General features: G+C 72.5%; 24 protein-coding genes and 1 other RNA gene. 9 read left to right on the forward strand and 16 right to left on the reverse strand.

The window, feature by feature from the left end; translation table 11 throughout:
* Positions 1-43 precede the first annotated feature (43 nt).
* Positions 44-640, reverse strand: coding sequence for a recombination mediator RecR (gene recR / locus H5965_RS10170; RefSeq protein WP_310969294.1), 597 nt, complete (start codon positions 638-640; stop codon positions 44-46).
* Between the two features lie 5 nt (positions 641-645).
* On the reverse strand, positions 646-1,005 hold the full coding sequence (locus tag H5965_RS10175) for a YbaB/EbfC family nucleoid-associated protein (protein ID WP_013230627.1): 360 nt from the start codon (positions 1,003-1,005) through the stop codon (positions 646-648).
* Between the two features lie 78 nt (positions 1,006-1,083).
* Between H5965_RS10175 and H5965_RS10180 the strand changes: the two genes are divergently transcribed.
* The gene (locus H5965_RS10180; RefSeq protein WP_310969301.1) at positions 1,084-1,938 is read left to right on the forward strand and encodes an N-acetylmuramoyl-L-alanine amidase; all 855 of its coding nucleotides are present in this window, start codon (positions 1,084-1,086) and stop codon (positions 1,936-1,938) included.
* A gap of 211 nt (positions 1,939-2,149) precedes the next feature.
* Here the strand turns inward: H5965_RS10180 and H5965_RS10185 are convergent, their stop codons facing one another.
* The gene (locus tag H5965_RS10185; protein ID WP_310969302.1) at positions 2,150-4,237 is read right to left on the reverse strand and encodes a DNA polymerase III subunit gamma and tau; all 2,088 of its coding nucleotides are present in this window, start codon (positions 4,235-4,237) and stop codon (positions 2,150-2,152) included.
* A gap of 43 nt (positions 4,238-4,280) precedes the next feature.
* A complete protein-coding gene (locus H5965_RS10190; RefSeq protein ID WP_310969303.1) occupies positions 4,281-5,843 on the reverse strand; it encodes an ALF repeat-containing protein in 1,563 nt (520 codons plus the stop codon).
* A gap of 54 nt (positions 5,844-5,897) precedes the next feature.
* Between H5965_RS10190 and H5965_RS10195 the strand changes: the two genes are divergently transcribed.
* Entirely contained in the window at positions 5,898-6,773 is an 876-nt protein-coding gene (locus H5965_RS10195; RefSeq protein WP_310969305.1) for a fused MFS/spermidine synthase, read from the forward strand.
* Positions 6,774-6,779: 6 nt separating this feature from the next.
* On the opposite strand, the gene ffs is transcribed toward H5965_RS10195, so the two are convergent.
* The 9 genes from ffs to H5965_RS10240 all read right to left on the reverse strand — a co-directional run bounded on the left by ffs (position 6,780) and on the right by H5965_RS10240 (position 16,379).
* Positions 6,780-6,874: signal recognition particle sRNA small type (gene ffs / locus H5965_RS10200), an RNA gene on the reverse strand.
* Positions 6,875-6,895: 21 nt separating this feature from the next.
* The gene (locus tag H5965_RS10205; protein WP_310969307.1) at positions 6,896-7,489 is read right to left on the reverse strand and encodes an ATP/GTP-binding protein; all 594 of its coding nucleotides are present in this window, start codon (positions 7,487-7,489) and stop codon (positions 6,896-6,898) included.
* Positions 7,467-7,820 (reverse strand): DUF742 domain-containing protein, encoded by a 354-nt coding sequence (locus H5965_RS10210; protein WP_043776019.1) that lies wholly within the window; start codon positions 7,818-7,820, stop codon positions 7,467-7,469. Before H5965_RS10210 ends, H5965_RS10205 begins: the two co-directional genes overlap by 23 nt.
* On the reverse strand, positions 7,820-8,254 hold the full coding sequence (locus tag H5965_RS10215) for a roadblock/LC7 domain-containing protein (RefSeq protein WP_003061341.1): 435 nt from the start codon (positions 8,252-8,254) through the stop codon (positions 7,820-7,822). The genes H5965_RS10210 and H5965_RS10215 overlap by 1 nt, the downstream gene beginning before the upstream one ends.
* A complete protein-coding gene (locus H5965_RS10220) occupies positions 8,251-11,073 on the reverse strand; it encodes a nitrate- and nitrite sensing domain-containing protein (protein ID WP_310969309.1) in 2,823 nt (940 codons plus the stop codon). Before H5965_RS10220 ends, H5965_RS10215 begins: the two co-directional genes overlap by 4 nt.
* Positions 11,074-11,098: 25 nt before the next feature.
* Positions 11,099-11,887, reverse strand: a complete 789-nt coding sequence (locus H5965_RS10225) for an ABC transporter ATP-binding protein (protein ID WP_310969311.1) — start codon at positions 11,885-11,887, stop codon at positions 11,099-11,101.
* Positions 11,884-12,834 (reverse strand): ABC transporter permease, encoded by a 951-nt coding sequence (locus tag H5965_RS10230; RefSeq protein WP_310969313.1) that lies wholly within the window; start codon positions 12,832-12,834, stop codon positions 11,884-11,886. Before H5965_RS10230 ends, H5965_RS10225 begins: the two co-directional genes overlap by 4 nt.
* Complete coding sequence (locus H5965_RS10235; protein WP_310969315.1) at positions 12,831-13,844, reverse strand: ABC transporter substrate-binding protein; 1,014 nt, start codon at positions 13,842-13,844, stop codon at positions 12,831-12,833. The genes H5965_RS10230 and H5965_RS10235 overlap by 4 nt, the downstream gene beginning before the upstream one ends.
* Positions 13,845-14,495: 651 nt before the next feature.
* Positions 14,496-16,379, reverse strand: a complete 1,884-nt coding sequence (locus H5965_RS10240) for a glycosyltransferase family 39 protein (protein WP_310969317.1) — start codon at positions 16,377-16,379, stop codon at positions 14,496-14,498.
* 125 nt (positions 16,380-16,504) lie between these two features.
* On the opposite strand from H5965_RS10240, the gene H5965_RS10245 reads away from it, so the two are divergent.
* Positions 16,505-17,065: a class I SAM-dependent methyltransferase gene (locus H5965_RS10245; RefSeq protein WP_310969319.1), complete on the forward strand. Its 561-nt coding sequence runs from the start codon at positions 16,505-16,507 to the stop codon at positions 17,063-17,065.
* Here the strand turns inward: H5965_RS10245 and H5965_RS10250 are convergent.
* Both H5965_RS10250 and H5965_RS10255 read right to left on the reverse strand, forming a co-directional pair.
* Positions 17,062-18,570: a HAMP domain-containing sensor histidine kinase gene (locus tag H5965_RS10250; protein WP_310969320.1), complete on the reverse strand. Its 1,509-nt coding sequence runs from the start codon at positions 18,568-18,570 to the stop codon at positions 17,062-17,064. The genes H5965_RS10245 and H5965_RS10250 overlap by 4 nt on opposite strands.
* Positions 18,548-19,297 (reverse strand): response regulator transcription factor, encoded by a 750-nt coding sequence (locus tag H5965_RS10255; RefSeq protein WP_033261680.1) that lies wholly within the window; start codon positions 19,295-19,297, stop codon positions 18,548-18,550. Before H5965_RS10255 ends, H5965_RS10250 begins: the two co-directional genes overlap by 23 nt.
* A 168-nt stretch (positions 19,298-19,465) precedes the next feature.
* Between H5965_RS10255 and H5965_RS10260 the strand changes: the two genes are divergently transcribed.
* The 4 genes from H5965_RS10260 (at position 19,466) to H5965_RS10275 (ending at position 22,189) form a co-directional block, all read left to right on the forward strand.
* Positions 19,466-20,074 carry a hypothetical protein gene (locus H5965_RS10260; RefSeq protein WP_310969323.1) on the forward strand — a complete coding sequence of 203 codons (609 nt, stop codon included), beginning with the start codon at positions 19,466-19,468 and terminating at the stop codon, positions 20,072-20,074.
* Positions 20,075-20,174: 100 nt separating this feature from the next.
* Positions 20,175-21,329 (forward strand): histidine kinase, encoded by a 1,155-nt coding sequence (locus H5965_RS10265; protein WP_310969324.1) that lies wholly within the window; start codon positions 20,175-20,177, stop codon positions 21,327-21,329.
* On the forward strand, positions 21,326-21,982 hold the full coding sequence (locus H5965_RS10270; RefSeq protein WP_310969325.1) for a response regulator transcription factor: 657 nt from the start codon (positions 21,326-21,328) through the stop codon (positions 21,980-21,982). Before H5965_RS10265 ends, H5965_RS10270 begins: the two co-directional genes overlap by 4 nt.
* Before the next feature lie 9 nt (positions 21,983-21,991).
* Positions 21,992-22,189 (forward strand): hypothetical protein, encoded by a 198-nt coding sequence (locus H5965_RS10275; protein ID WP_310969326.1) that lies wholly within the window; start codon positions 21,992-21,994, stop codon positions 22,187-22,189.
* Here H5965_RS10275 and H5965_RS10280 read toward each other — a convergent pair.
* Positions 22,179-22,625, reverse strand: a complete 447-nt coding sequence (locus tag H5965_RS10280) for a nitroreductase family deazaflavin-dependent oxidoreductase (protein ID WP_310969327.1) — start codon at positions 22,623-22,625, stop codon at positions 22,179-22,181. The genes H5965_RS10275 and H5965_RS10280 overlap by 11 nt on opposite strands.
* 125 nt (positions 22,626-22,750) lie before the next feature.
* Here H5965_RS10280 and H5965_RS10285 point away from each other — a divergent pair, with 125 nt between their 5' ends.
* Together H5965_RS10285 and H5965_RS10290 are read left to right on the forward strand one after the other, a co-directional pair.
* Positions 22,751-23,422 carry a TetR/AcrR family transcriptional regulator gene (locus H5965_RS10285; protein ID WP_310969329.1) on the forward strand — a complete coding sequence of 224 codons (672 nt, stop codon included), beginning with the start codon at positions 22,751-22,753 and terminating at the stop codon, positions 23,420-23,422.
* A gap of 37 nt (positions 23,423-23,459) precedes the next feature.
* On the forward strand, positions 23,460-24,983 hold the full coding sequence (locus H5965_RS10290; protein ID WP_310969330.1) for a 3-hydroxyacyl-CoA dehydrogenase: 1,524 nt from the start codon (positions 23,460-23,462) through the stop codon (positions 24,981-24,983).
* The last annotated feature ends 39 nt before the right edge of the window (positions 24,984-25,022 follow it).

A 25,022-nucleotide genomic window follows, 5' to 3' on the forward strand; every position in this document is an offset into this window, starting at 1 on the left:
GGGTGGGCTGGAGAGGGCCGCCCTCTCCAGCCCGCCGGTGCCGTCAGAGCACCCGGCGGCCCGACAGCGCGCGGCCCAGCGTCAGCTCGTCCGCGAACTCCAGGTCACCGCCCATCGGGAGGCCCGACGCCAGCCGCGTCACGCTCAGGCCCGGGAAGTCGCGCAGCATGCGCACCAGGTACGTCGCCGTCGCCTCCCCCTCGGTGTTGGGGTCGGTGGCGATGATGATCTCCTTGATGTCCGCCTCGCCGATGCGCTTGAGCAGCTCGCGCATCCGCAGCTGCTCCGGGCCGATGCCCGACAGCGGGTCGAGCGCGCCGCCCAGGACGTGGTAGCGGCCCTTGAACTCGCGCGTGCGCTCGACCGCCAGGACGTCCTTCGGCTCCTCGACCACGCAGATGACCGTGAGGTCGCGGCGCTCGTCGCGGCAGATGCGGCAGGTCGGGTGCTCGGAGACGTTGCCGCAGATCTCGCAGAACTGCACGCCCTCCTTGACCTTGCCGAGCACGTCCTGCAGCCGCGCGATGTCGGCCGGGTCGGTGGCCAGCAGGTGGAACGCGATCCGCTGGGCACTCTTCGGCCCGACCCCGGGCAGGCGCCCGAGCTCGTCGATCAGGTCCTGGACGACACCTTCGTACAAGTTCGTCAGCCGCCGAAGCCGAGGCTGCCGAGGTCCGGCATGCCGCCACCGCCGCCGAGCCCGCCGGCCAGCGGGCCGAGCTTCTGCTCGGTGAGCTTCTGCGCGCTCGCCGACGCGTCGCGGACCGCCGCGACGATCAGGTCGGACAGCGTCTCGACGTCGTCCGGGTCGACCACCTTCGGGTCGATCTGCAAGCTCTTCAGCTGGCTGTCACCGGAGACGGTCGCGGTGACCAGTCCGCCGCCGGCGGTGCCGGTGACCTCGGTGTTGGCCAGCTCTTCCTGGGCTTCGACGAGCTTCTGCTGCATCTGCTGCGCCTGCTGCATCAGCTGGGAAAGGTCGAAGCCGCCGCCGGGTTGGGCCATGATCGCACTCGGTCCTCTCTGCACGCCTGTGTCCCCACCAGGGTAGTCGCGCCACGCGAGGTGCCGGGCTGTGGCACCGTGGTCGCCGTGCGACGCGCGACTGCTCCCCTGCTGCTGGCCGGTGCCCTCCTGCTCACCGGCTGCTCCGACGACGCTCCGGCGGCCGGTTCGCCCGCGCCTGCTCCGGTGGTGACCACTGCTTCGCCTCCTTCGTCGTCTTCGTCGGTTGCGCCGCCGTCATCGGCTTCGTCTTCGCCTTCGCCTTCGCCGTCGCCGGTGGCGGCCGGGAAGGTCGTCGTGCTGGATCCGGGGCACAACGGCGGGAACGCCGCCCACCCGGCGGAGATCAACCGCCAGGTGCCGGCGGGGCGTGGGCAGACCAAGCCGTGCAACACGACCGGCACCGCGACCAACGCGGGTTACCCGGAGCACGCGTTCACCTTCGACGTCGCCCAGCGGGTCGGGAAAGCGTTGGCGGACAAGGGAATCCGGGTCGTCTACACGCGACAGGACGACACCGGGGTCGGCCCCTGCGTCGACCGCCGCGCGGCGATCGGCAACGACGCGGACGCGGACGCGGTCGTCTCCATCCACGCCGACGGTTCCGAAGCGGCCGGCGCGAACGGCTTCCACGTGGCGTACTCGTCACCCGCGCTGAACGCGGCACAGGGAGCGCCGTCGACGCGCCTGGCCCAGACGCTGCGCGACACGCTCCGGACAAGCGGCTTCACCGCGGCGAACTACATCGGCTCGAACGGCCTCTCGGCCCGGGCCGACCTGGCCGGCCTCAACCTCTCGACCCGCCCGGCGGCGCTGGTGGAGTGCGGCAACATGCGAAACGCCACGGAAGCGGCCCGCATGACGAGCGCGGACGGTCGCCAGCGATACGCCACAGCCATCGCGACAGCGATCGAGACCTACCTGGCCTCCTGACCCCCACCGTGTCGACCTCCTAATCACGCGTGTCGACCTTCTGATCACGCGTGTCGACCTTTCCCGCACGGCGCCTGCGTGCGCGGAGAATCGACACCTGTGATCCGGGCGTCGACACGCGTGACTGAAGGGTCGACACGCGTGACTGAAGGGTCGACACGCGTGACTGGGGGGACGACACGCGTGACTGGGGGGACGACACGATCCCGGGTCAGTCGAGGGGGCGGGCGCCGAGGTGCTCGGAGAGGAGTTTGCGGGCCACCTCGTCCGGGTCCTTGTCCGGCGGGGGCGGGGGTGGTGGGGGCGCTGGGCTGGCGTCCTCGTTGTAGAGGTCCTCGTCGTCCTCGTCGGAGGGTTCCGGGGGGAGCGGGATGTCCGGCTCGGTCGTCGTGACCTTGGGGCGCGCCGGGGGTGGCGGGGCCGCGGGGCGGGCCGCCGGTTCGGCGGCGGGGGCCGCGGCCGCCGACTGGCGCGTGAACGACCGCTCCGGCGCCGGGGCCGCCTGCTGCGGACGCGCGACGGGCGCGGCCGGGGCGTTGCCGTGGACGCAGCGGACCTGCCAGTCGCCGCCCAGGACGTCGGTCAGGGCGCCGGCGATCTTGCGGGCGTTGTCCTGGTCGGAAAGGCGGCGGGCCAGGGGCTCGGACTTGTGGGTCAGGGTCACGGAGTTGCCCTCGACGCTCGCGACCGTCGCCTGCGTCAGCATGGCTTCGAGACTGCGGCCGCCGGTGAACTTGCGCAGGGCGGTCATCAGCTGCGGCCAGACGTTCCGGATCCCGGCGGCGTCCATCCCGCCCGACGCCGACGCCGCCGCGGGCGCGGCTTCCGGCTCCGGGGCACTCACCGGGGCGGGGGTGCCGCCACCGGGCGTGCGCACCGCACCCCAGCCACCATCGCCCGGCGGAGCCGGGGCTTGGGTCGCCGCAGCGACGGCCGGCGGGGCCACCGGCGCAGGGACGGCCGCCGGAGCAGGGGCCGCAGCAGGCGCGGCCGGCGCTTCCACCGGCCGTTTGACCGGCTCCGGCACCGGCGCCGGTCCCGCCGACGCCGCACGCTGCGAAGGCCTCGAAAACTCACGCTCGGGCGCCGCGCGCACCGGCGGCTCCACGCCACCCTCCGCCGGCGCGCCTCCGCCGCCCGCCAGCGTCGCCCGGCGCTCCAACCGCTCGATCCGCGCCAGCAGCGCCTTCTCCGCCTCGGTCACCGACGGCAGCAACATCCGCGCGCACAACAGCTCGAGCACGAGCCGGGGCGACGTCGCACCCCGCATCTCCAGAAGTCCATTGTGGACGATGTCGGCGTAGCGCGACAGCGTGGCCAGGCCGATCCGCTCGGCCTGCGCGACCATCCGCGTCAGCTCCTCCTCCGGCGCGGACACCAGCCCGCCCGCGGACTCCGGCACCGCGCGCAGCAGCACCAGGTCGCGCAGCCGGTCGAGCAGGTCGGTCGCGAACCGGCGCGGGTCGTGGCCCGCCTCGGTCAGCTTCTCGACCGTGCCGAACACCGTGGCCGCGTCCTCGGTCGACAGCGCGTCGACCATGTCGTCGATCAGCGCGACGTCCGTGACGCCCAGCAGCGCGACCGCCCGCGAGTACGAAACACCCTCCGGCCCGGCACCCGCCAGCAGCTGGTCGAGCACCGATTGCGTGTCACGCGCCGAGCCGCCGCCCGCGCGGATGACCAGCGGGTACACCGCCGGCTCGACCTCGACGCCCTCGGCCGCGATGTTGCGCTCCAGCAGGTTCCGCATCGAGCTCGGCGGGATCAGCCGGAACGGGTAGTGGTGCGTGCGCGAGCGGATGGTGGTCAGCACCTTGTCCGGCTCGGTGGTCGCGAAGATGAAGATGACGTGTTCCGGCGGCTCTTCCACGATCTTCAGCAAGGCGTTGAAGCCCTGCGTCGTGACCATGTGCGCCTCGTCGATGATGAACACCCGGTAGCGCGACTCGGCCGGCGCGTAGAACGCCTTGTCCCGCAGCTCGCGGGCGTCGTCGACACCACCGTGGCTCGCCGCGTCGAGCTCCGTGACGTCGACGCTGCCCGGCCCCTCGGGCGCCAGCGCGCGACACGAGTTGCACTCGCCGCACGGGTCCGGCGTCGGGCCCTTGGCGCAGTTCAGCGAGCGCGCCATGATGCGCGCGCTCGACGTCTTGCCGCAGCCGCGCGGGCCGGAGAAGAGGTAGGCGTGGTTGATCCGCCCGGCGGACAGCGCCGTGCGGAGGGGTTCGGTCACATGCTCCTGACCGACGACCTCGGCGAAGGTCGCCGGACGGTACTTGCGGTACAGCGCGAGAGCCACGCCGCGAGACTACCGCCAGGGTCCGACAACCTTCGCCGTGCGGTCAGGAGACCAGGGCCGTCGCTTCGGCGACCATGGCGTTCACCTTGGTGACGTGCGCCGCCGTGAACGCGTCACGCGCCCGCGCCTTCGGCAGCTCGACGTCGAGGTAGTGCTGCAGGCCCGAGTCCGGCCCGTCGAGAACGCCCTGGGCGACCGCGACGACCTCGGGGCCTTCCCCCAGCGTCCGGGTGGCGTAGACGTCCAGGTCGATCAGGTGCGCGACGTACCGGCCGTGCGCCAGGAACTCGCGGACGTCCGCGACGGTGCCGTCGAGCGCCTTCTGCGCCGCCGACTTCGTCGACGGGCCGCCGGCCGCCAGGAGCTGGTTGACCTCGATGCGGTCGTCGGTGTCCCGGCCCGGGTAGTCACCGGTGCGCAGCAGCGCGGCGACACCGGCGTACGGGCCGGCGAGGGCGTCACGAGCCGCCTGGCGCAGGCCCGGGCCGGCGTTCGGGTCCGCCGCGATCGCCGAGACGGCGGCGCGGTCGTCGGCCTCCTGCGCGACGGCGAGACCGCTGCGCACGAACGTGACGACGTCGTCGTCCGAGCCGCTCAGCGCGGCCCGGGCGGCGTTCTTGACGGCGGCACCGCCGTTGCGCAGCAGGTAGACCGACGCCTTGCGGCCGTTCGGCACGGTCAGCGCCGGGTCGGCCGCGTCGGCGAGCAGCTTGTCGTTGTCGGTCTTGGCCTTCGCCGCGCGCGCCGCGGCTTCGCTGGCCTGGTGCTGCGCGGCCGCGTCGGCCTGTGCGGCGGCCTGGCCGTTGCGCTGGTTCTCGGCCTGCTGGGCCTTGAGCCGGTCGGCGTTCGCCGTCCGCGCGTCCGCGGCGATCCGGCGGGCGGTGCCCGCGGCGATCTTCACTTCCAGGGTGCGGTGGGCGGCCTTGGCCGCCTTGGCCTCGTCGAGCCGCTGCCGGACCGAGGTGGCTTCGGCGTCGTAGTTCACGCTGACCTGCCACCACAGCGACAGGAAGTACCGGACGTCCTCCGGCGTGCCGTCGAGCGCCGCCTGCCCGGCGGCCTTGACCTCCGGGCCGCCTTCGGCCATGGCCTGGTCGACCGTGAGGCGGTCGTCGACGTCCTTCGCCCGCTGCAGGCCGGTCTCCAGGAAGGCCCGCACGTCGGCGGGTGTGCCGTCGAGCGCCTGCTGGGCCCGGGCGTTGACGGTCGGGCCGCCGGCGCTCATGGCCTGGCCGACGGCGATCCGGTCGTCGGCGATCCGGGCCTGCGCCAGGCCGTGCGCCAGGTACTCCCGGACGTCGTCCTGGGTGCCGCTGAGCGCCTTCTGAGCGGTGCGCTTGGTGACCGGGCCGCCATTGGTGAGCGCCTGGGTGACGAGGACCCGCTCGTCGTCGTTCTGCGCCTGCTGGCGGCCGGTGGCCAGGAAGGCCTGCAGGTCGGCGGGCGAGCCGAGCAACGCCGCTTCGGCGGCCCGCGCCACGCCGGTCCCGCCGGTTTCCAGGTACGCGACGGCCTGCGCCCGGTCGGGCAGCACGTCCGCGGCCGCCGGCGTCGCGAACACCCCGGCCGCCAGCGCGGCGGCGACGATTACTGCGTTTGCCCGCAAGTGAAACCCCCTCGATCGATGATCGTCCGGTGGCTTATCGCGGGGGCGGTCGGAATGTTTCCGATAACCTCGGATCCCGTGAGCCGCACGCGGAAACCCGAGCCGGTGCCCGGGCGCTACCCGGTGCGGTTCGGCACGGCGGAGCTCGTCCGCGACGCCGACCGCGGCAACGCCTGGCTGGTGTCGGTGGACGGCGTCGCGCAGTCGTACGTCGACCTCGACGACCCCGCCCACCTGGAGTTCGACTACGTCCGCCGGTTCGCGGACGTGCTGGACCGCCTGCCGCCCGGCCCCCTGGACGCGCTCCACATCGGTGGGGCGGCGTGCACGCTGCCCCGGTACGTCGCGACGGCGCGGCCGGGCTCCCGGCAGCTGGTGTTCGACGCCGACGGCGAGCTGGTGGAGGTGGTCCGCACCCAGCTGGGGCTGCGGGTGCCGGGCTTGCGCGTCCGGGTGACGGACGGCCGGGAGGGCTTGGCGACGCGCCGGGAGGACTCGGCGGACCTGGTGGTGGTCGACGCGTTCCAACGGGCGACGCTGGCGGGCGGCCTGGCCACGCTGGAGGCGACGGCGGCGATCGCGGGCCTCTTGCGATCGCCGGGCATCTACCTGGCGAACATCACGGACGGCTCGGGCCTGCCGTTCGCCCGCCGCTTCCTGGCGACGCTGCTGGAGGTGTTCTCGGAGGTCCTGCTCCTGGCGGACCCGGCCGTCCTGCGCGGCCGCCGGTTCGGCAATCTGGTGCTGGCGGCCTCGGCGACCGAGCTCCCGACGGCGGAGATAGCACAGCGGACGGCGTCGGCGGCGTTCCCGGCGAGGTGCGTGCACGGCGCGGAACTGCGAAAGCTGGCGGGGAGGGCGGCCCCGATCACGGACGCGGACGCCCCACCGCCCCCAAGCCCCCCGGACGACGTCCTGGGCCTGTTTTAAGCAAAAAAAAGGGGACCCCGCGCACCCGCCAGAGCCTGCTTATCCTTGCTGCCTTCCGGCCCTGGGGAGGTTCACAGGGTGGACGCCGCGCGGGGTCCGTGGATCAGTGTAGCGAAGTCCGCTCAGGCCCCCGCGCCCGCCTGGGCTCGGGCTCGCTTGAACGTGTTGTGCAGCACCGCCAGCAGGGCGTCCCGGACCGACAGCTTCTGCCGGGCGTCGAACGTGATCAGCGGGACGTCGTCGCTCACCGCGAGCGCCCAGCGCACGTCCTCGAGGTTGTGGCCGAGGGAGCCGTCGAACATGTTGACCGCCACCACGAACGGGAGGCCCGCGTTCTCGAAGTAGTCGACCGCCGGGTAGCAGTCGTCCATGCGGCGGGTGTCGACGATCACCAGGGCGCCGAGCGCGCCGTGGACCAGGTCCTGCCACATGAAGCCGAAGCGGTCCTGGCCCGGGGTGCCGAACAGGTACAGCTTGACCTCTTCGTCGATCGTGATGCAGCCGAAGTCCAGGGCCACCGTCGTCGTGGTCTTGGAGGGGACGTGACCGGTGTTGTCCACGGACATCGAGGTGATCGCCGCCTCGGTGGTCAGCGGCTTGATCTCCGAGATGGACGACACCGCCGTCGTCTTGCCGACGCCGAAGCCGCCCGCGATGACGATCTTGACCGGGGCCGGCGGCCGGGTGCCCGGCTCAGTGAATGGCTTCGAGTCCACGAATGACCCTTTCGATCATGCCGAGGTCGTGCGAGTTGTGGTTGCCCGGCCGCCGGACGACGACGTAGCCCAGCTCGGCGAGGTCGGCCACCAGCACCCTGGCCACGCCGATGTGCAGGCCGAGCATGGCGGCCACCTCGGCGACCGACATCGTGTTCCGGCAGAGGGAAACGATTTCCTGGCGTTCGAACGTGAGCTTCGGGTGCGACGCCGCGCCCAGGCGGGACGTCATGACCTGCGCCTCGATCTCGAGGCTCTGGTCGACCGGCTGGGCCCGTCCCGAGGTCATCAGGTACGGCCGCAGCAGCGAGATGTCCGGCTCTTCGGACATCACGACCCCACGGTGTTCTTGAGCTCCTCGATCAAGCCGGGTGTCAGCACCTCGGTGGCGCGGTTGGCGAACATCGCCATCTCGTAGGCGATCGTGCCGAGGCTGGCCTGCTTGTTGGCCAGCACGCCCAGCGAGCAGCCGATGCTGATCGTGCAGACGAGCAGGTACCCGTGCTCGAGTTCGATGATCACCTTGTCCGGCGAGCCGAGCGGGTGGCTTTCGGAGACGCCGTGGGCGAGGCCGAGCATGGCGGAGGAGATCGCGGCGAGGCGGTCGGCGTTGGAGCGCTCGAGCTCCGTCGACATCGCGATCAGCAGGCCGTCGGCCGAGACCGCGATGGCGGCTATCGCGCCCGCGGTGTGCTGCGCGAAGCGGCTCACCAGCCAGTTGAAGTTCTGGGCTTCGACACTGACGCCAGGTGCGGGGATGCTCATTTCCTGCTCTCTTCTCCTCGTTCCATCACACGACCGGCGACCACGCCTTGGGGCGGGCTGTCTGCCGTAACGTCCTCCGCCTTGGCGAGGCCGGCGGCGAACGCGTCGAACGCCGCTCGTTCGGCCGCCGGGTCCCGCTTGCTGCGGTTGACGACGGCGCGGGCGAGCGGCCGCCCCGCGGGCTGCTGACGCAGCCCGGGGGCGAGCTGGGCACCGGGGACCCGGCGGATCAGGCCGTCGCGCGACCGCTCGGCGGCCGTGAACGGGGCGGTGGCCACCAGTGGTGCGTCCACGGGGGCGCGGACCGGGAGGGGTGACACGGGCGCGGTCACGACGGTGGGCGGCGCGGCCGGCGGGTCGGTCGTCAGCGCGCTGACCTCGGCCGCCTTCGTGAAGGCGGCGGTGGGCGGCGGAGCGGCTTCGGCGGCCTTCGCGAAGGCACTCGCGAAGCCGTCCATCGCGGCCTTGGTCGCTTCCGGGTCGTGCCGCGGCTTCGTGTCGGCCGCCGGGGCGGACGTGCCCGGGCTGGGCAGCTGGGCGCCGCGGACCCGGCGGCGCAGACCGCCCCGCGACTCCGAAGAAGACACCGACGACGCAGAAGACACCGACGCCGCGACCGCCACCTCGGGTTCGGGTTCCTCGGCCGGGGTGGCGTCGGGTTCGGCGTCCGGCCACACCGGTTCCAGTTCGCGGAACCAGCGGAAGCCGTTGCCGTGGCCGAGCAGCGCCGGGATCGCCGGCGCCGGCAGCTCGGCGGGCCGGTCGCGATCGGGCGCCGGCGGCCGGAAGTCGTCCGAAGAGGACAGTGGGAGGGGCGTGACCGGCGCGGCGTGCCGCGGCGGCGCGGAAATCGGCGGCGCGGCCTGCGCCGGGATCGCGGGCGTCTGCTCGGTCTTCGGGCGCAGCGAGGTGCGGTGGGTGAACAGCGACGCCGGGATGGTCAGCCGCGCGGTCACACCGCCGGTGGTCGGCGTCGCGAGCAGCTCGACGCCCAGTTCGTGGCGCCGCGCCAGGCGGCCGACCACGAACAGGCCGAGCACACTGGTCGGCGCGAGCTCCAGGCGTTCGCGCTCGACGAGCCGCTGGTTCTCCTCGGCCAGTTTCTCCGCGGTCATGCCGATGCCGTGGTCGACGATGCTCACCAGGCAGGCGCCGTCGGCCAGCTGCATGGTGTCCACCTCGACCATCGACCCCGGCGGCGAGAACGACGTCGCGTTCTCCAGCAGCTCGGCGAAGACGAGCACCAGGTCGGCACCGAGGGCCGACGACAGCAGGATGTCGGCGACGACCCCGAGCTTGACGCGCTGGTAGTCCTCGATCTCGGCGAGCGCCGAGCGCAGCGCCGTGGACAGCTCGATCGGGCCGGCGATCCGGGTTTCGTCGCGGGTGCCGGACACCACGAGCAGGTTGTCGGCGTTGCGGCGCAGGCGGGTGGAGAGGTGGTCGAGCCGGTAGAGGCTGGCCAGCAGCCGGGTGTCCTGCTCGTTGCGCTCGACCTCGTCGATCAGGGCCAGCTGGCGGCCGACGAGGTTCTGCGTGCGCTTCGCGACGTTGGCGAACATCAGGCTGGTGTTGCGGCGGGTGAGCGCCTGGCGTTCGACCAGCTCGGCCGCGGTGGTCTGGACCCGGTTGAACGCGGCGGCCAGCTTGCCCAGCTCGTCTTCGGAGACGACGTCGATGGTGGCCAGGCGCGGGACCTGCTCCTCGGCCTCTTCGGTGTCGGTCACGCGGACGAGCTCGGTGCCGGCCAGGTCGGCGACCGACGTCGCCGCGGTGGTCAGCTGGCGCAGCGGGCCGGCGATCGAGCGGGACACCGCGACGGCGAGGAAGGCGACCAGCAGGAACAGCGCGCCGGCGCCGAGGCCGACCGTCCAGGCCAGCCGCGTCGCGGCGTCCGCGCGTCCGGTCGCGGAGTCGGCGATCTCGTTGATCGCCCGCTCCTGCACGAGCCTCCGCTGTCCCGCGTGGGCGTCCGCCGCGGAGAAGACGTCCGCGACGTACTGCGTGGTGGCGGCCGCGTCGCGCGGCTGCTCGACCAGGGCGGCGAGTTCGTCGACGCGGCGCCCGGCGTCGCTCTGCTCGACCCGGACGACGAGGGCGGAGCGCTGGGAGTCGTCACCGTCGTCGCCCTGCTTGACGAACCGGTCGACGAAGATCGGCGCCTGCTGGGTCGCGTCGTCCAGGATGGGCTTGCCGGCGTCCGGCGACACGGCGGTCACGATGAGGGCCATCGCGCGCAGCGAGTTCTCCTCGTTCGCGCGCAGCAGGGCGTCCAGCGCGGTCAGCTCGCGGGCGCCCTCGGCGTCACTGGTGAGCTGCGGGACCAGGCGCAGGGCGTCGATCACCGCGTCGACCACGGCGTTGTAGGTACGGGCGACGCTGTCGAGCGCGACCCCGCGGCGGGCGGCGTTCTGCCGCAGCTCGGCGAGCGAGCCGATCCGGGTCAGCGCCGCGGACAGCTCGTCGGGGGCGTCGTCGCCCAGCGACCGGCGGACGTCGGCGACCGTCTGGTCGACCACCTTCTGCTGCTGGACCATCTGGTCGGGGCTCGCCGACGGCGTCGCCACGAACGCGGCCGTCACCAGCCGCTCGCGCTGCAGCTGCCACATCAGCCCGCCGAGCTGCTGCGCGTGCCGCGCCACGTCGGCCGACTGCGCCGCCGCACCGGCGCTGTTCGCCTGCGTCAGCACGAACGGCACCGACACCAGCACCACCGCGACCAGCGGGGGCAGGAGCAGCAGGTTCAGCTTGCCGCGGATACCGAGCCGGGCGAGAAAGCCTCCGCCGGCCCGTTTCGCGGTCGGCCTGCCGTGTCTCATCCCGCGACCTTCCCGTCTTCCGTTCTCACTCGACCGCGGCCACCCGGCTCACGTGGCCCCGGTGCTGCTCCCGGACCAGGTCCTCGATCCGGGCGCGCAGCTCGAGGAACCGCGGTTCGCGCTTCACCGCCAGGTCCCGCTCGGCGGGCAGCGCCACCTCGACGTCGGCGGCGATCCGGCCCGGGTCGGAGGCGAGCACCACCACCCGGCCACCGAGGAAAACCGCTTCCTCGACGTCGTGGGTGACCATCAGCACCGTGGTGCCGGTGTCGGCCCACACCTGGCGGATGAGCACCTGCATGTCCTCTTTGGTCTGGACGTCCAAGGCACCGAAGGGTTCGTCCAGCAGCAGGACTTCCGGTTCGCACGCGAGCGCGCGGGCGATCGCGACGCGCTGCTTCTGGCCGCCGGAAAGCTGTTTCGGCAACGACTTGCGCACGGCCTGGAGGCCGGTTTCGGCGAGGTACCAGTCCACCCGCTCGGCGCGCTCGGCCGGGTCGAGCGAAAGCAGCTCGAGTCCGAACGCGACGTTCTTCTCGACGCTGCGCCACGGGTAGAGCGCACCCGCCTGGAAGACGAGCCCGCGGTCGGGGCCGGGCCCGGTCACCGGCACGCCGTCGAGCACGATCTCGCCCTCGGTCGGCCGGCTCAGCCCGGCCACCAGCGAAAGCAGCGTCGACTTGCCCGAGCCGCTCGCGCCGACGACGCAGACGAACTCGCCGCGCAGCACTTCGAGGTCGACGCCGTCGAGCGCGCGGGTGACCTTGCCGCGGACGGTGTAGTCCTTGGCGACGTTCCGCAGTTCCAGCGTCATGCCGCCCACTTCCCGACCCGCGTGCGCAGCAGGCGCAGCAGGACGTCGATGGCGAGCCCGGCGATCCCGATGACCACGAGCACCGCGAAGATCTTGTCGGTCTGCAGGAACCGCTGCGCGCGGACGATCCGGTAGCCGAGGCCGGCCGAGGAGTTGATCAGCTCGGCGACGACCACGAAGTTCCACGCCGCGGCCGCGTTGACCCGGATCGCGTCGATCATGCCCGGCAGCGAGTGCGGCACGACGATCTTGCGCAGCACCTCGCCGCGGCGCGCGCCGAGCGTGTAGGAGACGTCGATGAGCGAGTTCGGCACGCCGCGGACGACGTCGGCGGTCATCAGCGTGTTGAAGAAGACCGTGCCGATGAAGAGGATGGCGATCTTCGACGGCTCGCCGAGGCCGAGCCAGATGATCAGCAGCGGGATGAACGCGCTCGCCGGCAGGTAGCGCAGCAGCCCGATCAGCGGCTCGAAGAACGCCTGCCCGGCGGTGAAGCTGCCCATCAGGATGCCGAGCGGGACGGAGACGAGCACGGCGAGGCCGAAGCCTTCGAGCACCCGCTGGGTGGTCGTCCAGAGGTCGTCGAAGAGCTCGCCGCTGCTCGCCATGTCGAGGCCGGCCCGGAGCACCGCGGCCGGGGACGGCAGGAACGTCGAGTCGACGGCCCCGCTGAAGCTCAGCACCACCCAGGCCAGGAACGGGACGGCGAACGACAGCACCGCGAGCGTCCAGCGGGACGCCGCGGAAATGGGCGTGCGCAAGGAGAACAGCGGTGAAGCGGACGGTTTCAGCCCGGCCCGGCGGGGCAGCGGCGACCAGGCCGGTCGCCCGCCGCCCGCCCGGCCGGCCTCCTGCTGCTCGGCGAGCCGCTGTTCCGCTTCCTGGGCTTCCGCGGCCCGCGCGTCGGCCGTGGCCGCCGGGGTGGTGCGCTGGGTCGGACCGGTCACTGGGGCGCGGCCTTCACGAACTGGTCGTCGAACAGGCCGTCGAGCGAAGGCCGCTGCTGGGCGAGACCGGTGCCGACGATGAAGTCGACGATCTTGTTCGCCTGGAAGTCCAGGTGCTGCGCGGTGACGCCCGGGGTGAACGCGTCGATGTTCTGCTGGCGCGTGAAGATCGTGGTGCCGGCGTCGTAGGACTTGTAGTCCGCCTCGGAGACGCCACCGCGCTTGGCCATGATCTTGACGGCCGCGTCCTTGTTGTTCTTGATCCAGGTCAGCGTCTCGAACCAGGTGTTGACCAGCGCCTGGACGTCCTTCGGGCGGTCCTTGACCAGCTTCTGCGACGTGACCAGGTGGTCCGGGATGGCGCCGGGGAACTCGGCCGACGACGAGATCGCGCGGCTGCCCGCGCGCTCCAGCGCCGTCGAGGTGAACGGCGCGAACGCGGCGACCGCGTCGACCTGGCCGCTCTTGAACGCGGCAGCCGCGGCGTCGGTCGGGAGGTTGACGAGCTGGATGTCCTTTTCGGTCAGTTTCGCCGACTGCAGCGCCAGCAGCAGCAGGTAGTGGTCGACCGCGCCCTGCTCGACGGCGACCTTCTTGCCCTTGAGGTCGGCGATGCTGGTGATCCCGTCCCGCGCGATGACCTTGTCGTTGCCGGTGGAGTTGTCGTTCACCAGCACGATCGACAGCTTGGCGCCGCCGGAGACCGACGAAAGCGTGTCGTTGAGGGTCTGGCTGTTGGCGTCGATCGCGCCACTGGAGAGGGCGTTGATGCTGTCGGTGTAATTGTCGAAATACTTCAGATCGACGTTGACGCCGTTCTTGGCGAACAGGCCCTGTTCCTGCGCCACCTGCCAGGGGAACCAGCCCGGCCAGGCGCTGAACCCGATGGTGATCTTGCTGCCACTGCCGGAGGCGGAACTGTCGCTGCACCCGGAAAGCGCAGTGACTCCGGCGAGGGTCAGCAAAGTCAGGAGCACCGTCAGCAGACGGGGGCGAGGACGGGAAATCACAACGAACTCCAGGTTGCGGGGGAAGTGGAGTGGTGCGTACCGAAAGGGGGAATTGCGGCGCTCAGGACTACGGGTGGTGACGACTGGAAGGGCGATTGGTTCGAGCTGCGCTAACGCGCACGGTCATCACTGCTCACTTCCGCCGCACCTGATCGGGTCATCGCGAGAGAACGCGGACAGGAGGCGCCTACCACCAGTGAAATCCCAGCACTCAGCGCACCGGATCAGCCACCCCTGTCCCTCTCCCGGCGGAGAGCCTAGCGAGTGACACAAGATCCCCACAACGTCCGCCCAATGCAGCCGAACGAGTGACCGCCGCCCGGGTCAGCCTGCGGCATCGATGTGTTCGAGGGTGTTTTGCACGGGATTTCTGTCGGCCGACCGGCCAAGATCACGGCGTGCGTGTGCGCGGAGCGCGTGCAAGTGCACGCCCCGAAGTCTCCTGTCGTTACTGCGATCGCAACCGGTGCCGAGGGCGTTACCCAGCGCGACTCAACGGACCCGAACGGTCGTTCGGAATGACCCGAGCACGTTCCGGCTATTCGAACACGTGTCCGCATCCGCCGATACCGCACGGGTCTCGAATACGCCGAATGATTCCCCGACTGTTTACACGCTTGAAACAATTCAACCCGGTCGGCCGAATTTCTGTCAATCGACAGATTTAGCCAGGTCGTAAACCGTCGTGCCCCCGACCGAGAGCGGCGTGAAGTTCTGCTCGACCCAGGCCTGGATCTCCCCGGCGGTCCCGCGGCCGCCGCCGAAGCCCCCGCGACCACCGGCGACGTAGTAGCGGATGTCGCCGTCGGCGACGTATGCCTGGAACTGCCGCAACGTCGGCGCCGGGTCGCTGCCGCTGAAGCCGCCGATCGCGAGCACCGGGCGTCCGCTCGCCAGGGCCAGCCCCGCCGACTGCATCGCGCCGCTCTGCGCCGCGGCCCACTTCGTCGTCGTGCCCTTCAGCAGGTCGATGACCGCGGTGCCGGCTTCCCCCGCTCCGAAGCCGCGCGGCCCCCGTCCACTGGCGACGGCCGGCCCGGACGACGGTGTCCCGCCGGAGTGCGCGGTCGCCGCGGTGGCCAGCGTGAAGGACGTCGTCCCGAGCAGCGCGCCGCACAGGCCGAGCACGGCCACGACCGGGCCGAGCCGCCGGAACCGGTCGGCGCCGAAGAGCAGCCCCGCCACGGCGGCGGCACCGGCCACCAGGAGCGTGTAGCGGACCCACGGCTGCCAGTCCGGCGTCCGCGCGAGGAGGAGGAAGGACCAGACCGCCGTCACCGCGAGCAGCACGGCGAGCACCGCGCGAGCCGCGAAGTTCGCCCGGCCGCGCCAGAGCTCGCGCGCGGAGATCGCCAGCGTCGCGGCGACCCCGGGGGCCAGCGCGACCGTGTAGTACGGGTGGATGATGCCGCTCATGTAGCTGAACACCAGCGCGGTGACCACCAGCCAGCCACCCCAGAGCAGCAGGGCCGCCCGCGTGCGGTCGGTGCGCGGCGCCCGGCGCGTGAACCACAGGCCGGCGGCCAGCCCGATGATCGCGGCCGGCAACAGCCACGACGCCTCGCCGCCGAACTCGCCGCCGAACAGCCGGGTCAGGCCGGCCTGCCCGCCGAAGCCACCGAAACCACCGCCGCCGGTGGGCAGCTCCACCCCGGCGGGCGGCGTGAACGTCCGGCCGCCGCCCCCACCGCCGCGGCCTTCGCCGAAGATCCGGCCGAGGCCGTTGTAGCCGAAGGCCAGTTCGAGCACGGTGTTGTCGGTCGAGCCGCTGATGTAGGGCCGGTCCGCGACCGGCCACAGCGCGACGGCCGCGATCCACCAGCCGGCGGAGACGACCACCGCACCCGCCGCGGCGACCAGCTGCCCGATCCGGCGCCCGAGCGACGCCGGGGCCGCGACGGCGTACGCGAGCACGAACGCGGGCAGCACGAGGAAGGCCTGCAGCATCTTGTCGAGGAACCCGAACCCGATCGCGACCCCGGCCAGCACCAGCCACTTCGTGCTCGCGTGCTCCAGCGCCCGCACCACGCAGTACGCACCGGCGACGAGCAGGAGGACGAGGAAGGCGTCGGGGTTGTCGTAGCGGAACATGAGCGCGGCGACCGGCGTCAGCGCGAGCCCGGCCCCGGCCAGCAGCCCGGCACCCGGCCCCGAAAGCCGCCGCACGGCGAGGTAGAGCAGGCCGACGGAGGCGACGCCCGCGAGCGCGTCCGGCACGAGCAGGCTCCAGCTGGAGAAGCCGAAGACCCGCCCGGACAGCCCCATGAGCCAAAGGGAGAAGGGGGGTTTGTCGACGGTGACGACGTTGCCCGGATCGAGCGAACCGAAGAACAGCGCCTTCCAGCTCCACGTGCCGGCCTGCACGGCCATCGCGTAGAAGTCGTTGGCCCAGCCGGTTTTCGCGAGGTCCCAGAGGTAGAGCAGGCCGGTCCCGAGCAGCAGGGCGGCCACGGACGGCTTGACCCACCGCGGTTCCCGGACGGGAGCGGGCGGCTGGGGCTGGGCGTGCGCGGGCGCCGGCAGCGTGGTCGTCATGAACGTCACCGTGTCGGCGGTGCATGTGGTGAACTTGTGGCGAAGCTGTGCGCCGGCTGTGCATCGACCCCGGACGGGTGATCATGTCGGAGAACGGGACTGCGGAGTACGCGGGGGAAACGGACTTGCCCGACCTCGTCCGGCGGGCCGTGGCCGCGGCCGGGCGAGCGGGCTTCGGCTGCTCCTGCCGCCCCGCCCAGGGCAGGTTGCTGCGGCTGCTCGCCGGCGGGGTCGCCGGTGGCACGATCGGCGAGACGGGGACCGGCTTCGGGGTGGGGCTGGCCTGGCTCGCGGCCGGAGCCGGCCCCGGCACCGCGCTGGTCAGCGTCGAACGGGACGCGGGGCGCCACACCGCCGCGGCCGAGCTGTTCGACGGCACGCCGTCCGTGACGCTCCTGCGCGGGGACTGGACCGAGCTGGCCGCGGCCGGGCCGTTCGACCTGCTGGTGGTCGACGGCGGCGGTCAGGGCAAGGGCGCCGAACCGCCGCTGGCACCGCGCGCGTGGCTGCGCCCGGGCGGCTGTCTCGTCCTCGACGACTTCACGCCGATGACCTCCTGGCCGCCGACGTTCCGCGGCGAGCCCGACGAAGCACGGCTGCACTGGCTGCGGCACCCGGACCTGCTGGCGACCGAGCTGCGGCTGGCGCCGGACCTCGCGACCATCGTGGCCCGCTACCCCGGCTAACCCGGCGCGGGCGCCTCCGCCAAGGTGATCTCGAACTCCGTGCGTCCCGGCCGGCTCTGCACCCCGACGCGGCCACCGTGCGCGGCGACCACCGCGGCCACGATCGCCAGCCCCAGTCCCGTGCTCCCCGCCGCGCGCGACCGGGAATTGTCGCCGCGGGCGAAGCGCTCGAAGATGTCCGGGAGGATCTCCGGCGGGATGCCCGGGCCGTCGTCGGCCACCCGGAGCCGGACGATTCCGTCCGAAGTGGACAATGCGGTCGTCACCGTGGTGCCCGGTGGCGTGTGCGTGCGCGCGTTGGCGAGGACGTTGATCACCACCTGGTGCAGCTGGCCCGCGTCGCCGAGGACGCCGATCGGCTCGCCCGGGACGTCCATCAGCCACTTGTGGTCCGGGCCGGCGACGTGCGCGTCCGCGACCGCGTCCGCCACCAGCCGGCACAGGTCCACCCACTCGTGCACCACCGGCCGCCCGGAATCGAGGCGGGCGAGCAGCAGCAGGTCCTCCACCAGCGTCGTCATCCGGCGCGACTCGGACTCGACGCGGCTCATCGCGAACGCGACGTCCGGCGGCACCTGCTCGCCGCCGCGGCGGGTCAGTTCCGCGTAGCCGCGGATCGCCGCCAGCGGGGTGCGCAGCTCGTGGCTCGCGTCCGCGACGAACTGGCGGACGCGGTTCTCGCTCGCGTGCCGCGCGGTCAGCGCGTTCGCGACGTGCTGCAGCATCCGGTTCAGCGCCGAGCCGACCTTGCCGACCTCGGTGTTCGGGTCGGTGTCGGCCTCCGGGACGCGTTCGGACAGCGCGACTTCGCCGCGGTCCAGCGGCAGTTCGGAGACGCGGGTCGCGGTCGCGGCCAGCCGGTCGAGCGGCTGCATCGTGCGCCGGATCGTCGCCGCGCCGACCGCGCCCGCCACCAGGATCCCGGCGAGCGCGACCCCGCCGAGGATGAACCCGAGCTGCCAGAGCGTCTCGTTGACGTCCTTCAGCGGCAGGCCGATGACCGTCTTTTCCCCGCGCGGCGACGTCGTCGAGACGACGCGGTACTCGCCGAGGCTGCCGCCGAGGTCGATGCTCCGCTGCTTCCCGTCCGACGACAGCGCGAGCAGGGCCAGCACCTGCGCCGTCGGGACTTCTTTGAACGGCGCCTTGCGCTTCGACGGTCCGGCGGCGCTCGAGTCGAGGACGCCGGCGGTGATCTTCGAACCGACCTGGACGACGGCGAGCGTGCCCTCGCCCTGGCCGAGCACGCGCAGCGCGTCCGGTGGCGGCGTTTCGCCGTAGGGCCAGGGCGCCGGCCGTTCCGGGCCGTGCGCGGCGCGGTCGCTCGCCGCGGCCAGCCGCTTGTCCTGCTGACCGACGAGGAACTCGCTCAGCGCGAACTCCGTCACCACGCCGACGACCACGCAGACCAGGGCGAGCAGCGCGGCGAGCTGGACGATCAGCCGCCGCCGCAGCGACCACGGCCGGCGGACGCGCGTCGGTTCAGCCTGCGGGCTTGAGGACATACCCGGCGCCCCGCATGGTGTGGATCATCGGCTCGCGGTCGGCGTCGATCTTCTTGCGCAGGTAGGAGATGTAGAGCTCGACGATGTTGGCCTGGCCGCCGAAGTCGTAGCTCCACACGCGGTCCAGGATCTGGGCCTTCGACAGCACGCGCTTGGGGTTGCGCATGAGGTAGCGCAGCAGCTCGAACTCGGTCGCGGTGAGCGGCACGAGATCACCGCCGCGGTGCACCTCGCGGCTGTCCTCGTCCAGGGTGAGGTCGCCGACGACGAGCGTCGACCCGCTGGCGCCGGTGACCCCGCCGGCCCGGCGCAGCAGCGCGCGCAGGCGCAGGGCGACCTCTTCGAGGCTGAAGGGTTTGGTGACGTAGTCGTCGCCGCCCGCGGTCAGCCCGGCGATGCGGTCCTCGACCGCGTCCTTCGCCGTGAGGAAGAGGACGGGCAGGTTCGGCGCCTCGGACCGCATCCGCCGCAGGACCTCGAGGCCGCTGAAGTCGGGGAGCATGACGTCGAGGACGACGGCGTCGGGCCGGAAGTCGCGCGCGATCCGGACGGCCTCGGTGCCGTCGCCCGCGCTGCGCACCTCCCAGCCCTCCATCCGCAGGGCCATCGACACGAGCTCGGCCAGCGTCGCCTCGTCGTCGACGACGAGCACCCGCACCGGGCTCCCGTCGGCGCGGCGCAGGTCGGCCTTGCCGGGGCCGGGTGACGTGGCGTTCATAGCGGTCATAGTGCCACCTTCCCGGCCCGGCGTCGGTGTTCGCTGTGTGCTCGCTGTGCATTCGCTGTGAAGGTTCCCGCGATCGAGGCACAGCGCCCGCTGACGCTCCGCACAGCTCAAACACAGCCGCGGCGGTGAACCTGAGCGGGACCAGTGTGGGCACCACCGGAGGACACGATGACGACCGAGCCGATGCCGAACACCCAGCCCGAGGGCGCCAACTGGGGCGACCCGGCCCCGGCGGCGCCGAAGAAGGGGTGGTCCGGCAAGAAGACGGCGATCGCGGCCGGCATCGCCGTGGTGATCGCGGCGGGCGGCGGCGCGGCGATCTGGGCGGGCACGAGCAGCGCCGACAACTCCGCGCAGGGCCCCGGCGGCTTCGGCGGCCCCGGCGGCGGTCCGGGCGGCGGCCAGTTCCGCGGCCAGGGGCCGGGCGGTGGCTTCGGCGGCGGAATGGCGGCGTTGCGCGACGCCCTCCACGGCGACTTCGTGGTCTCGAACGGCAGCGGCGGCTACACGACCGAGCGCCTCCAGACCGGCGACGTCACCGAGCTGAGCGCCACCTCGGTGACGCTGACCAGCAAGGACGGCTACAAGCAGACGTACACGCTCGACTCGTCGACCCAGAAGACGGGCGACGTGAAGACCGGCGACACGAACGTCACGGTGGTGGCCAAGGTCGAGGGGCAGACGGCCACCGCGACGACGTTGGGCAAGGGCTTCGAGCCGGGCCAGCGCCAGCCGGGTCAGCGCCGGGGCGACTACTCGGCCCGCCCGACGAACTGACCCGCATCCCCAGTCGGGGAACGCCCCGGTGCCGCGCACACCCCCTCACGTCGCATCGGGGCGTTCCCGTCCGTTCCCGGGGTAGGGCACAGTGGCGGGTGTGCAGGACATCCGGGGGTCCCTGAGACGGCAGTCGCTGCTGGTCGCGCTCGTCTGCGTCGTCTGCGACGCCGCCCTCTTCACCCTGCGCGGGCCTCTGCCCGAGGCCGGGTGGCGGGCCTGGGTGGTGCTGGCCGCCGGGATCGCCGTCAACGCCGCGCTCGCCGGGGCCGCGCGGTACTCCGGGTGGGTCGCCCTCGCCCACGCCGTGCTCTTCGCGGGTGCCCCGCTCCTCCTCTGCACGTGCCAGGGGTACGTCACCGGCAACAACGCCGGGATCCTCATCGCCGGCTACCGGGCCGGGGCCTGGCTGCGGACGCGGCCCGCCGTGCTCGCGCTCGGCGCCCTGCTCGCCGGCGTCACCGCCGGCTGCATCGAGGGCGGCGGGCGGACCGCGGCCGACTGGCGGCTCATCGCCATCAACGTCGGTGTCTCCGCGCTGCTGCCGTGGCTGGTCGGCCGGTACACGACCGCGCGGCGCGCCTACATCGCCGACCTCGAGCGGGAAGCCGACGAACGGCGGCAGCACGAAGAAGAAGCCGTCAAGCGGGCCGTCCTCGAGGAACGGACCACCATCGCGCGCGACCTGCACGACGTCATCTCCCACCACGTCAGCGCCATCGGCGTGCACGCCGGCGCCGCCCGGCTGGGCCTGCCCGAGGGCGCCGGAGCGGTGCGGAAGTCGCTCGGCGCGGTCGAGTCGGCGAGCCGCTCGGCGATGGCGGACCTGCGCCGGCTGCTCGACCTCCTGCACGCCGAGACCAACGCCGAACAGCCCGGTCTCGACAACCTCGACGAGCTGGTCGAGACGGTCCGCGTGGCCGGTCTGCCCACCCGCCTGACCCTGCGCGGCGAGCCCCGCGAACTGCCCGGTTCGCTCGACATCGCGCTCTACCGGATCGCCCAGGAGGCCCTGACCAACGCCCTGCGCCACGGCCAGGGCCCGGTCGAGGTCGAGCTGAACCACGGCCGCACCGAGGTCGTGCTGACGGTGACGAACGGGCTCCGCGCCGGCCGCGCCGAAGAGAACGAGCACGCACACCGCGGCCTGGCGGGGATCCGCCAGCGCGTCACCCTGTTCGGCGGCCAGGTCTCCTACGGCGAGACCGGCGGCCACTGGCAGCTGCGCACGACCTTCCCGGTGGAGAGCACATGATCCGCGTCCTGCTGGCCGACGACCACGCGATGTTCCGCTCCGGGATGCGCGCGCTCCTCGACACCCAGCCCGACTTCGCCTGCGTCGGCGAGGCATCCGACGGCCGCGAGGCGGTCGCCGAGACCGCCCGCCTCCGCCCGGACGTCGCGGTCCTCGACGTCCGCATGCCCCGCCTCGACGGCCTGGCGGCGACCGAGGCGATCCTGGCCGCGCCGGGCAACGACACCCGCGTCCTCGTGCTCACGACCTACGACGCCGACGAGTACGTCTACCGCGCCCTGCGCGCCGGGGCGAGCGGGTTCCTGCTGAAGAGCCTGGCGCCGGAAGAGCTGGTCGCGGCGATGAGGGTGGCCGCCCGCGGCGACGCCCTGATCGACCCCTCGGTGACGCGGCGCTTGGTGGCGAAGTTCGCGGCGGTCCTCGAGCCGGCGGCCGCGGAACCCCCGGAGCTGGCCCGGCTGACGTCCCGCGAGCGCGAGGTGCTGCTGTTGCTGGCGGGTGCCTGCAGCAACGCCGAGATCGCGCGGAAGCTGCACGTCGGCGAAGAGACGGTCAAGACGCACGTCTCGCGCGTGCTCAGCAAGCTCGGGCTGCCCGACCGCGTGCACGCGGTGGTCTACGCCTACCGCCACAACCTCGTGCCGCCCGCTTAAGCTGGGTGGATGAGGCGGTGGATCACCCTCGCGGTCGGAGTCGTGCTCGTGCTGGTCGGCGCCGTTTGGGTGCTGCAGGGGATCGGCGTCATCACCGGCAGCTTCATGACCGGCCAGAAGCTGTGGTTCCTGATCGGCCTGGCCGCGTTCCTGGTCGGCGTGGTCCTGGTGGCGGCCAACTTCACCCGGCGCAAACCTACTTCGTGAAGATCTCGAAGATCGGGTAGCCCGGCGCGATCTCGCGCAGCTTCTCGTCCGAGGCCTTGGCGTCGACGCCGTCGAAGAACACGCCGACCTCGAACTTCCAGCGCTTGAGGTATGCGCGGAGGATGCCCGGCTTCTCGTCGTGGTCCAGCTCGCGGAACGTGAACGTCTCGACCCGGCGCCCGACGCGCAGCGTGCCCTGACCGGCCGCCCGCAGGTTGCGGACCCACTGCGTCTCGCCGCGCGGGGCGACCAGGTACCGGACGCCGTCGACGGTCAGCAGGTTCACCGGCACCGAGCGCGGCTCCCCGCTCTTCCGGCCGACCACGGTCAGCACCCGGCTGCCCCAGACGCTCAAGCCCAGCTTCGTCAGCTTCGCGACCAGCTCGTTGAAGGCGCTGGTCGACTTCTTCGGCTCGATGTAGCGGGTCCCGGTCATGGTGTCCTCCGAAGGTTGGGAGAGCAGTGCTCTCGGTTAAGAGCAGTGAACACGGGAGCAGTGCACCGTGTCAAGAGCACTGCTCTCGATTTGGTGCACTGCTCTCGTCGTGGCACACTGATCTCATGACCGCCCCCCGCACCGCACGCGACCGAGCCCGCGCCGAACTGGCCCAGGAGATCAAGGACGAGGCCCGCCGCCAGCTCGGCGAGGTCGGCGCGCAGGGCCTGTCACTGCGCGCGGTCGCCCGGGAGCTCGGCATGGTGTCGTCCGCGATCTACCGGTACTTCCCGAGCCGCGACCGGCTGCTGACCGACCTGATCGTCGACGCCTACAACGCCATCGGCGAGGCGGCCGAAACCGCCGACCCCGGCACCGGTGACCTCCGCGAGCGCTGGGTGGCGATCTGGCAGGGCGCCCGCGACTGGGCCCGCGCGCACCCCCACGAGTACGCGCTGATCTACGGCTCGCCGATCCCCGGGTACGCGGCCCCGCAGGACACCGTCGTGCCGGCCTCCCGCGTCGCGCTCGCCCTGGTCAAGGTCCTCACCCACACCGAGCTGCGGGACATCGACGGCGAGGTCCCGCCCGAGCTGCGCGCCCAGGCCGAGACGCTCACGAAGGCCCTCGGGATCATCGCCGGGCCGGAAACCGTCGCCCGCCTGCTCATGGCGTGGACGCAGCTGTTCGGCGCGATCAGCTTCGACCTGTTCGGCCAGTACGTCGGCAGCGTCGACCCGGCCGACGCGTTCTTCGCCCACTCGGCGAGGCGGATGGCGGAGTTCGTCGGCCTCTAGGCTGAGGCGAGAGTCCAACGGCGGAAGGCGGCGCGACGTGACGGGGTGGGCCGGGAAGGTCGGCAGGATCCGGGTGATCGGGACCGGGGTGATGGGCCGCGGGATCGTCCAGCTGGCCGCGACCGCGGGGGTGACCGTCGAGCTGGCCGACGTCCGGCGCGAGGCCGTCACCGAGGCGATCGGCTACGTCGGCGGGATGGTCGACAAGCTCGCCGCCAAGGGCAAGCTGAGCGAAGACGCCGAAGCCGTCAAGGGCCGGCTGGTCGCCGTGGCCGCGCCCGACGCGCCCGCGGACGGCGTCGACCTCGTGGTCGAAGCCGTCCGGGAGGACCTGGAAACCAAGCGCGCCCTGTTCGCGAGCCTCGAACGCGTCTGTCCACAGGAGACGATCTTCGCGACGAACACGAGTTCGCTGTCGGTCACCGAGATCGCCGCCGGGCTGGCCGACCCCGCCCGGCTCGTCGGCCTGCACTTCTTCAACCCGGTCCCGCTGATGCGGCTGGTCGAGGTCGTCCCCGGTGCGCGCACGCACGGCTGGCTGCCGGGCGAAGCACTCGAGCTGGTCAAGAGCTGGGGCCACGAGCCGGTGCTCGCCAAGGACGCGCCCGGCTTCCTGGTCAACCACGCCGGCCGCGGCCTGAACACCGAGGCGCTGCAGATCCTCGCCGAGGCGCTGGCCGAGCCCGCCGACGTCGACCGGATCGCCCGGGACGTGCTCGGCTTGAAGCTCGGCCCGTTCGAGCTGCTCGACCTCACCGGCCTCGACGTCTCGCACGCCGTCCTCGAAAGCATCTGGAGCGGCTTCCACGGCGACCCGCGGCTGCGGCCGTCGTGGCTGACCAGGCCGCGCGTGGCCGCCGGACTGTTCGGGCGGAAGAACGGCGAAGGCTTCTACTCCTACGCCGACGGCAAGCAGCAGGTCGCCGACGAGCCCGCCGCTCCGCCGAAGCCGGCCAGCCCGGTGTTCACCGCGGACGAGCACCTCGCCCGCGCGCTGTCGTCCGCGGGCGTGCAGGTGGTGTCCGACGCCTACCCGGACGCGATCCTGCTCGTACCGCTCTACGGCGAGTCCACAGTGGACGCGGCGACCCGCGCCGGGTTGCCGCCGGCCCGCGTCGCGGGTGTCGATCCGCTGGGCGGCTACGAACGACGGCTGACGATGTCCGTCCACCCGGGACTCGACCCGGCGGCGGCCCGCGCCGCCTGGGGTGCGCTGGCCGCGACCGGCCACCCGGTGACGGTCGTCCGCGACGGGCCCGCCCCGATCGCGCAGCGCCTGCTGGCGTCGATCGTCAACACCGCCTGCTTCATCGCGGGCCAGCACCTGGCGACCCCGCAGGACATCGACACGGCGGTCCGCCTCGGCCTCGGCTACCCGCGCGGCCCGCTGGCGTGGGGCGACCTCGTCGGCGGCGACGTGGTGCTGCGCATACTGCGCGGCCTCACCGCGACCACCGGCGACCCCCGCTACCGGCCGAGCCCGTGGCTCACCGAGCGCGTCGCCCTCGGCCTGCCGCTGACAACGGCCGGCACGACACCGGCGGACCTGCGGCAGTCCTAAGAGGACTGGCGGACGGGCCGGAATTCAGCGACGCCGCGG

This window comes from Amycolatopsis sp. 505 (assembly GCF_031625235.1).
Taxonomy (GTDB): domain Bacteria; phylum Actinomycetota; class Actinomycetes; order Mycobacteriales; family Pseudonocardiaceae; genus Amycolatopsis.

Bases quoted from the DNA above. Each gene is read 5' to 3' on its own strand.
- H5965_RS10195 (WP_310969305.1), top strand. From the start codon at position 5,898: ATGTTTCCGATAACCTCGGATCCCGTGAGCCGCACGCGGAAACCCGAG.
- H5965_RS10275 (WP_310969326.1), top strand. From the start codon at position 21,992: ATGAGGCGGTGGATCACCCTCGCGGTCGGAGTCGTGCTCGTGCTGGTC.
- H5965_RS10250 (WP_310969320.1), bottom strand. From the start codon at position 18,570: ATGTCCTCAAGCCCGCAGGCTGAACCGACGCGCGTCCGCCGGCCGTGG.
- H5965_RS10175 (WP_013230627.1), bottom strand. From the start codon at position 1,005: ATGGCCCAACCCGGCGGCGGCTTCGACCTTTCCCAGCTGATGCAGCAG.
- H5965_RS10260 (WP_310969323.1), top strand. From the start codon at position 19,466: ATGACGACCGAGCCGATGCCGAACACCCAGCCCGAGGGCGCCAACTGG.
- H5965_RS10255 (WP_033261680.1), bottom strand. From the start codon at position 19,297: ATGACCGCTATGAACGCCACGTCACCCGGCCCCGGCAAGGCCGACCTG.
- H5965_RS10240 (WP_310969317.1), bottom strand. From the start codon at position 16,379: ATGACGACCACGCTGCCGGCGCCCGCGCACGCCCAGCCCCAGCCGCCC.
- H5965_RS10285 (WP_310969329.1), top strand. From the start codon at position 22,751: ATGACCGCCCCCCGCACCGCACGCGACCGAGCCCGCGCCGAACTGGCC.
- H5965_RS10225 (WP_310969311.1), bottom strand. From the start codon at position 11,887: ATGACGCTGGAACTGCGGAACGTCGCCAAGGACTACACCGTCCGCGGC.
- H5965_RS10215 (WP_003061341.1), bottom strand. From the start codon at position 8,254: ATGAGCATCCCCGCACCTGGCGTCAGTGTCGAAGCCCAGAACTTCAAC.
- H5965_RS10220 (WP_310969309.1), bottom strand. From the start codon at position 11,073: ATGAGACACGGCAGGCCGACCGCGAAACGGGCCGGCGGAGGCTTTCTC.
- H5965_RS10280 (WP_310969327.1), bottom strand. From the start codon at position 22,625: ATGACCGGGACCCGCTACATCGAGCCGAAGAAGTCGACCAGCGCCTTC.
- H5965_RS10270 (WP_310969325.1), top strand. From the start codon at position 21,326: ATGATCCGCGTCCTGCTGGCCGACGACCACGCGATGTTCCGCTCCGGG.
- H5965_RS10210 (WP_043776019.1), bottom strand. From the start codon at position 7,820: ATGTCCGAAGAGCCGGACATCTCGCTGCTGCGGCCGTACCTGATGACC.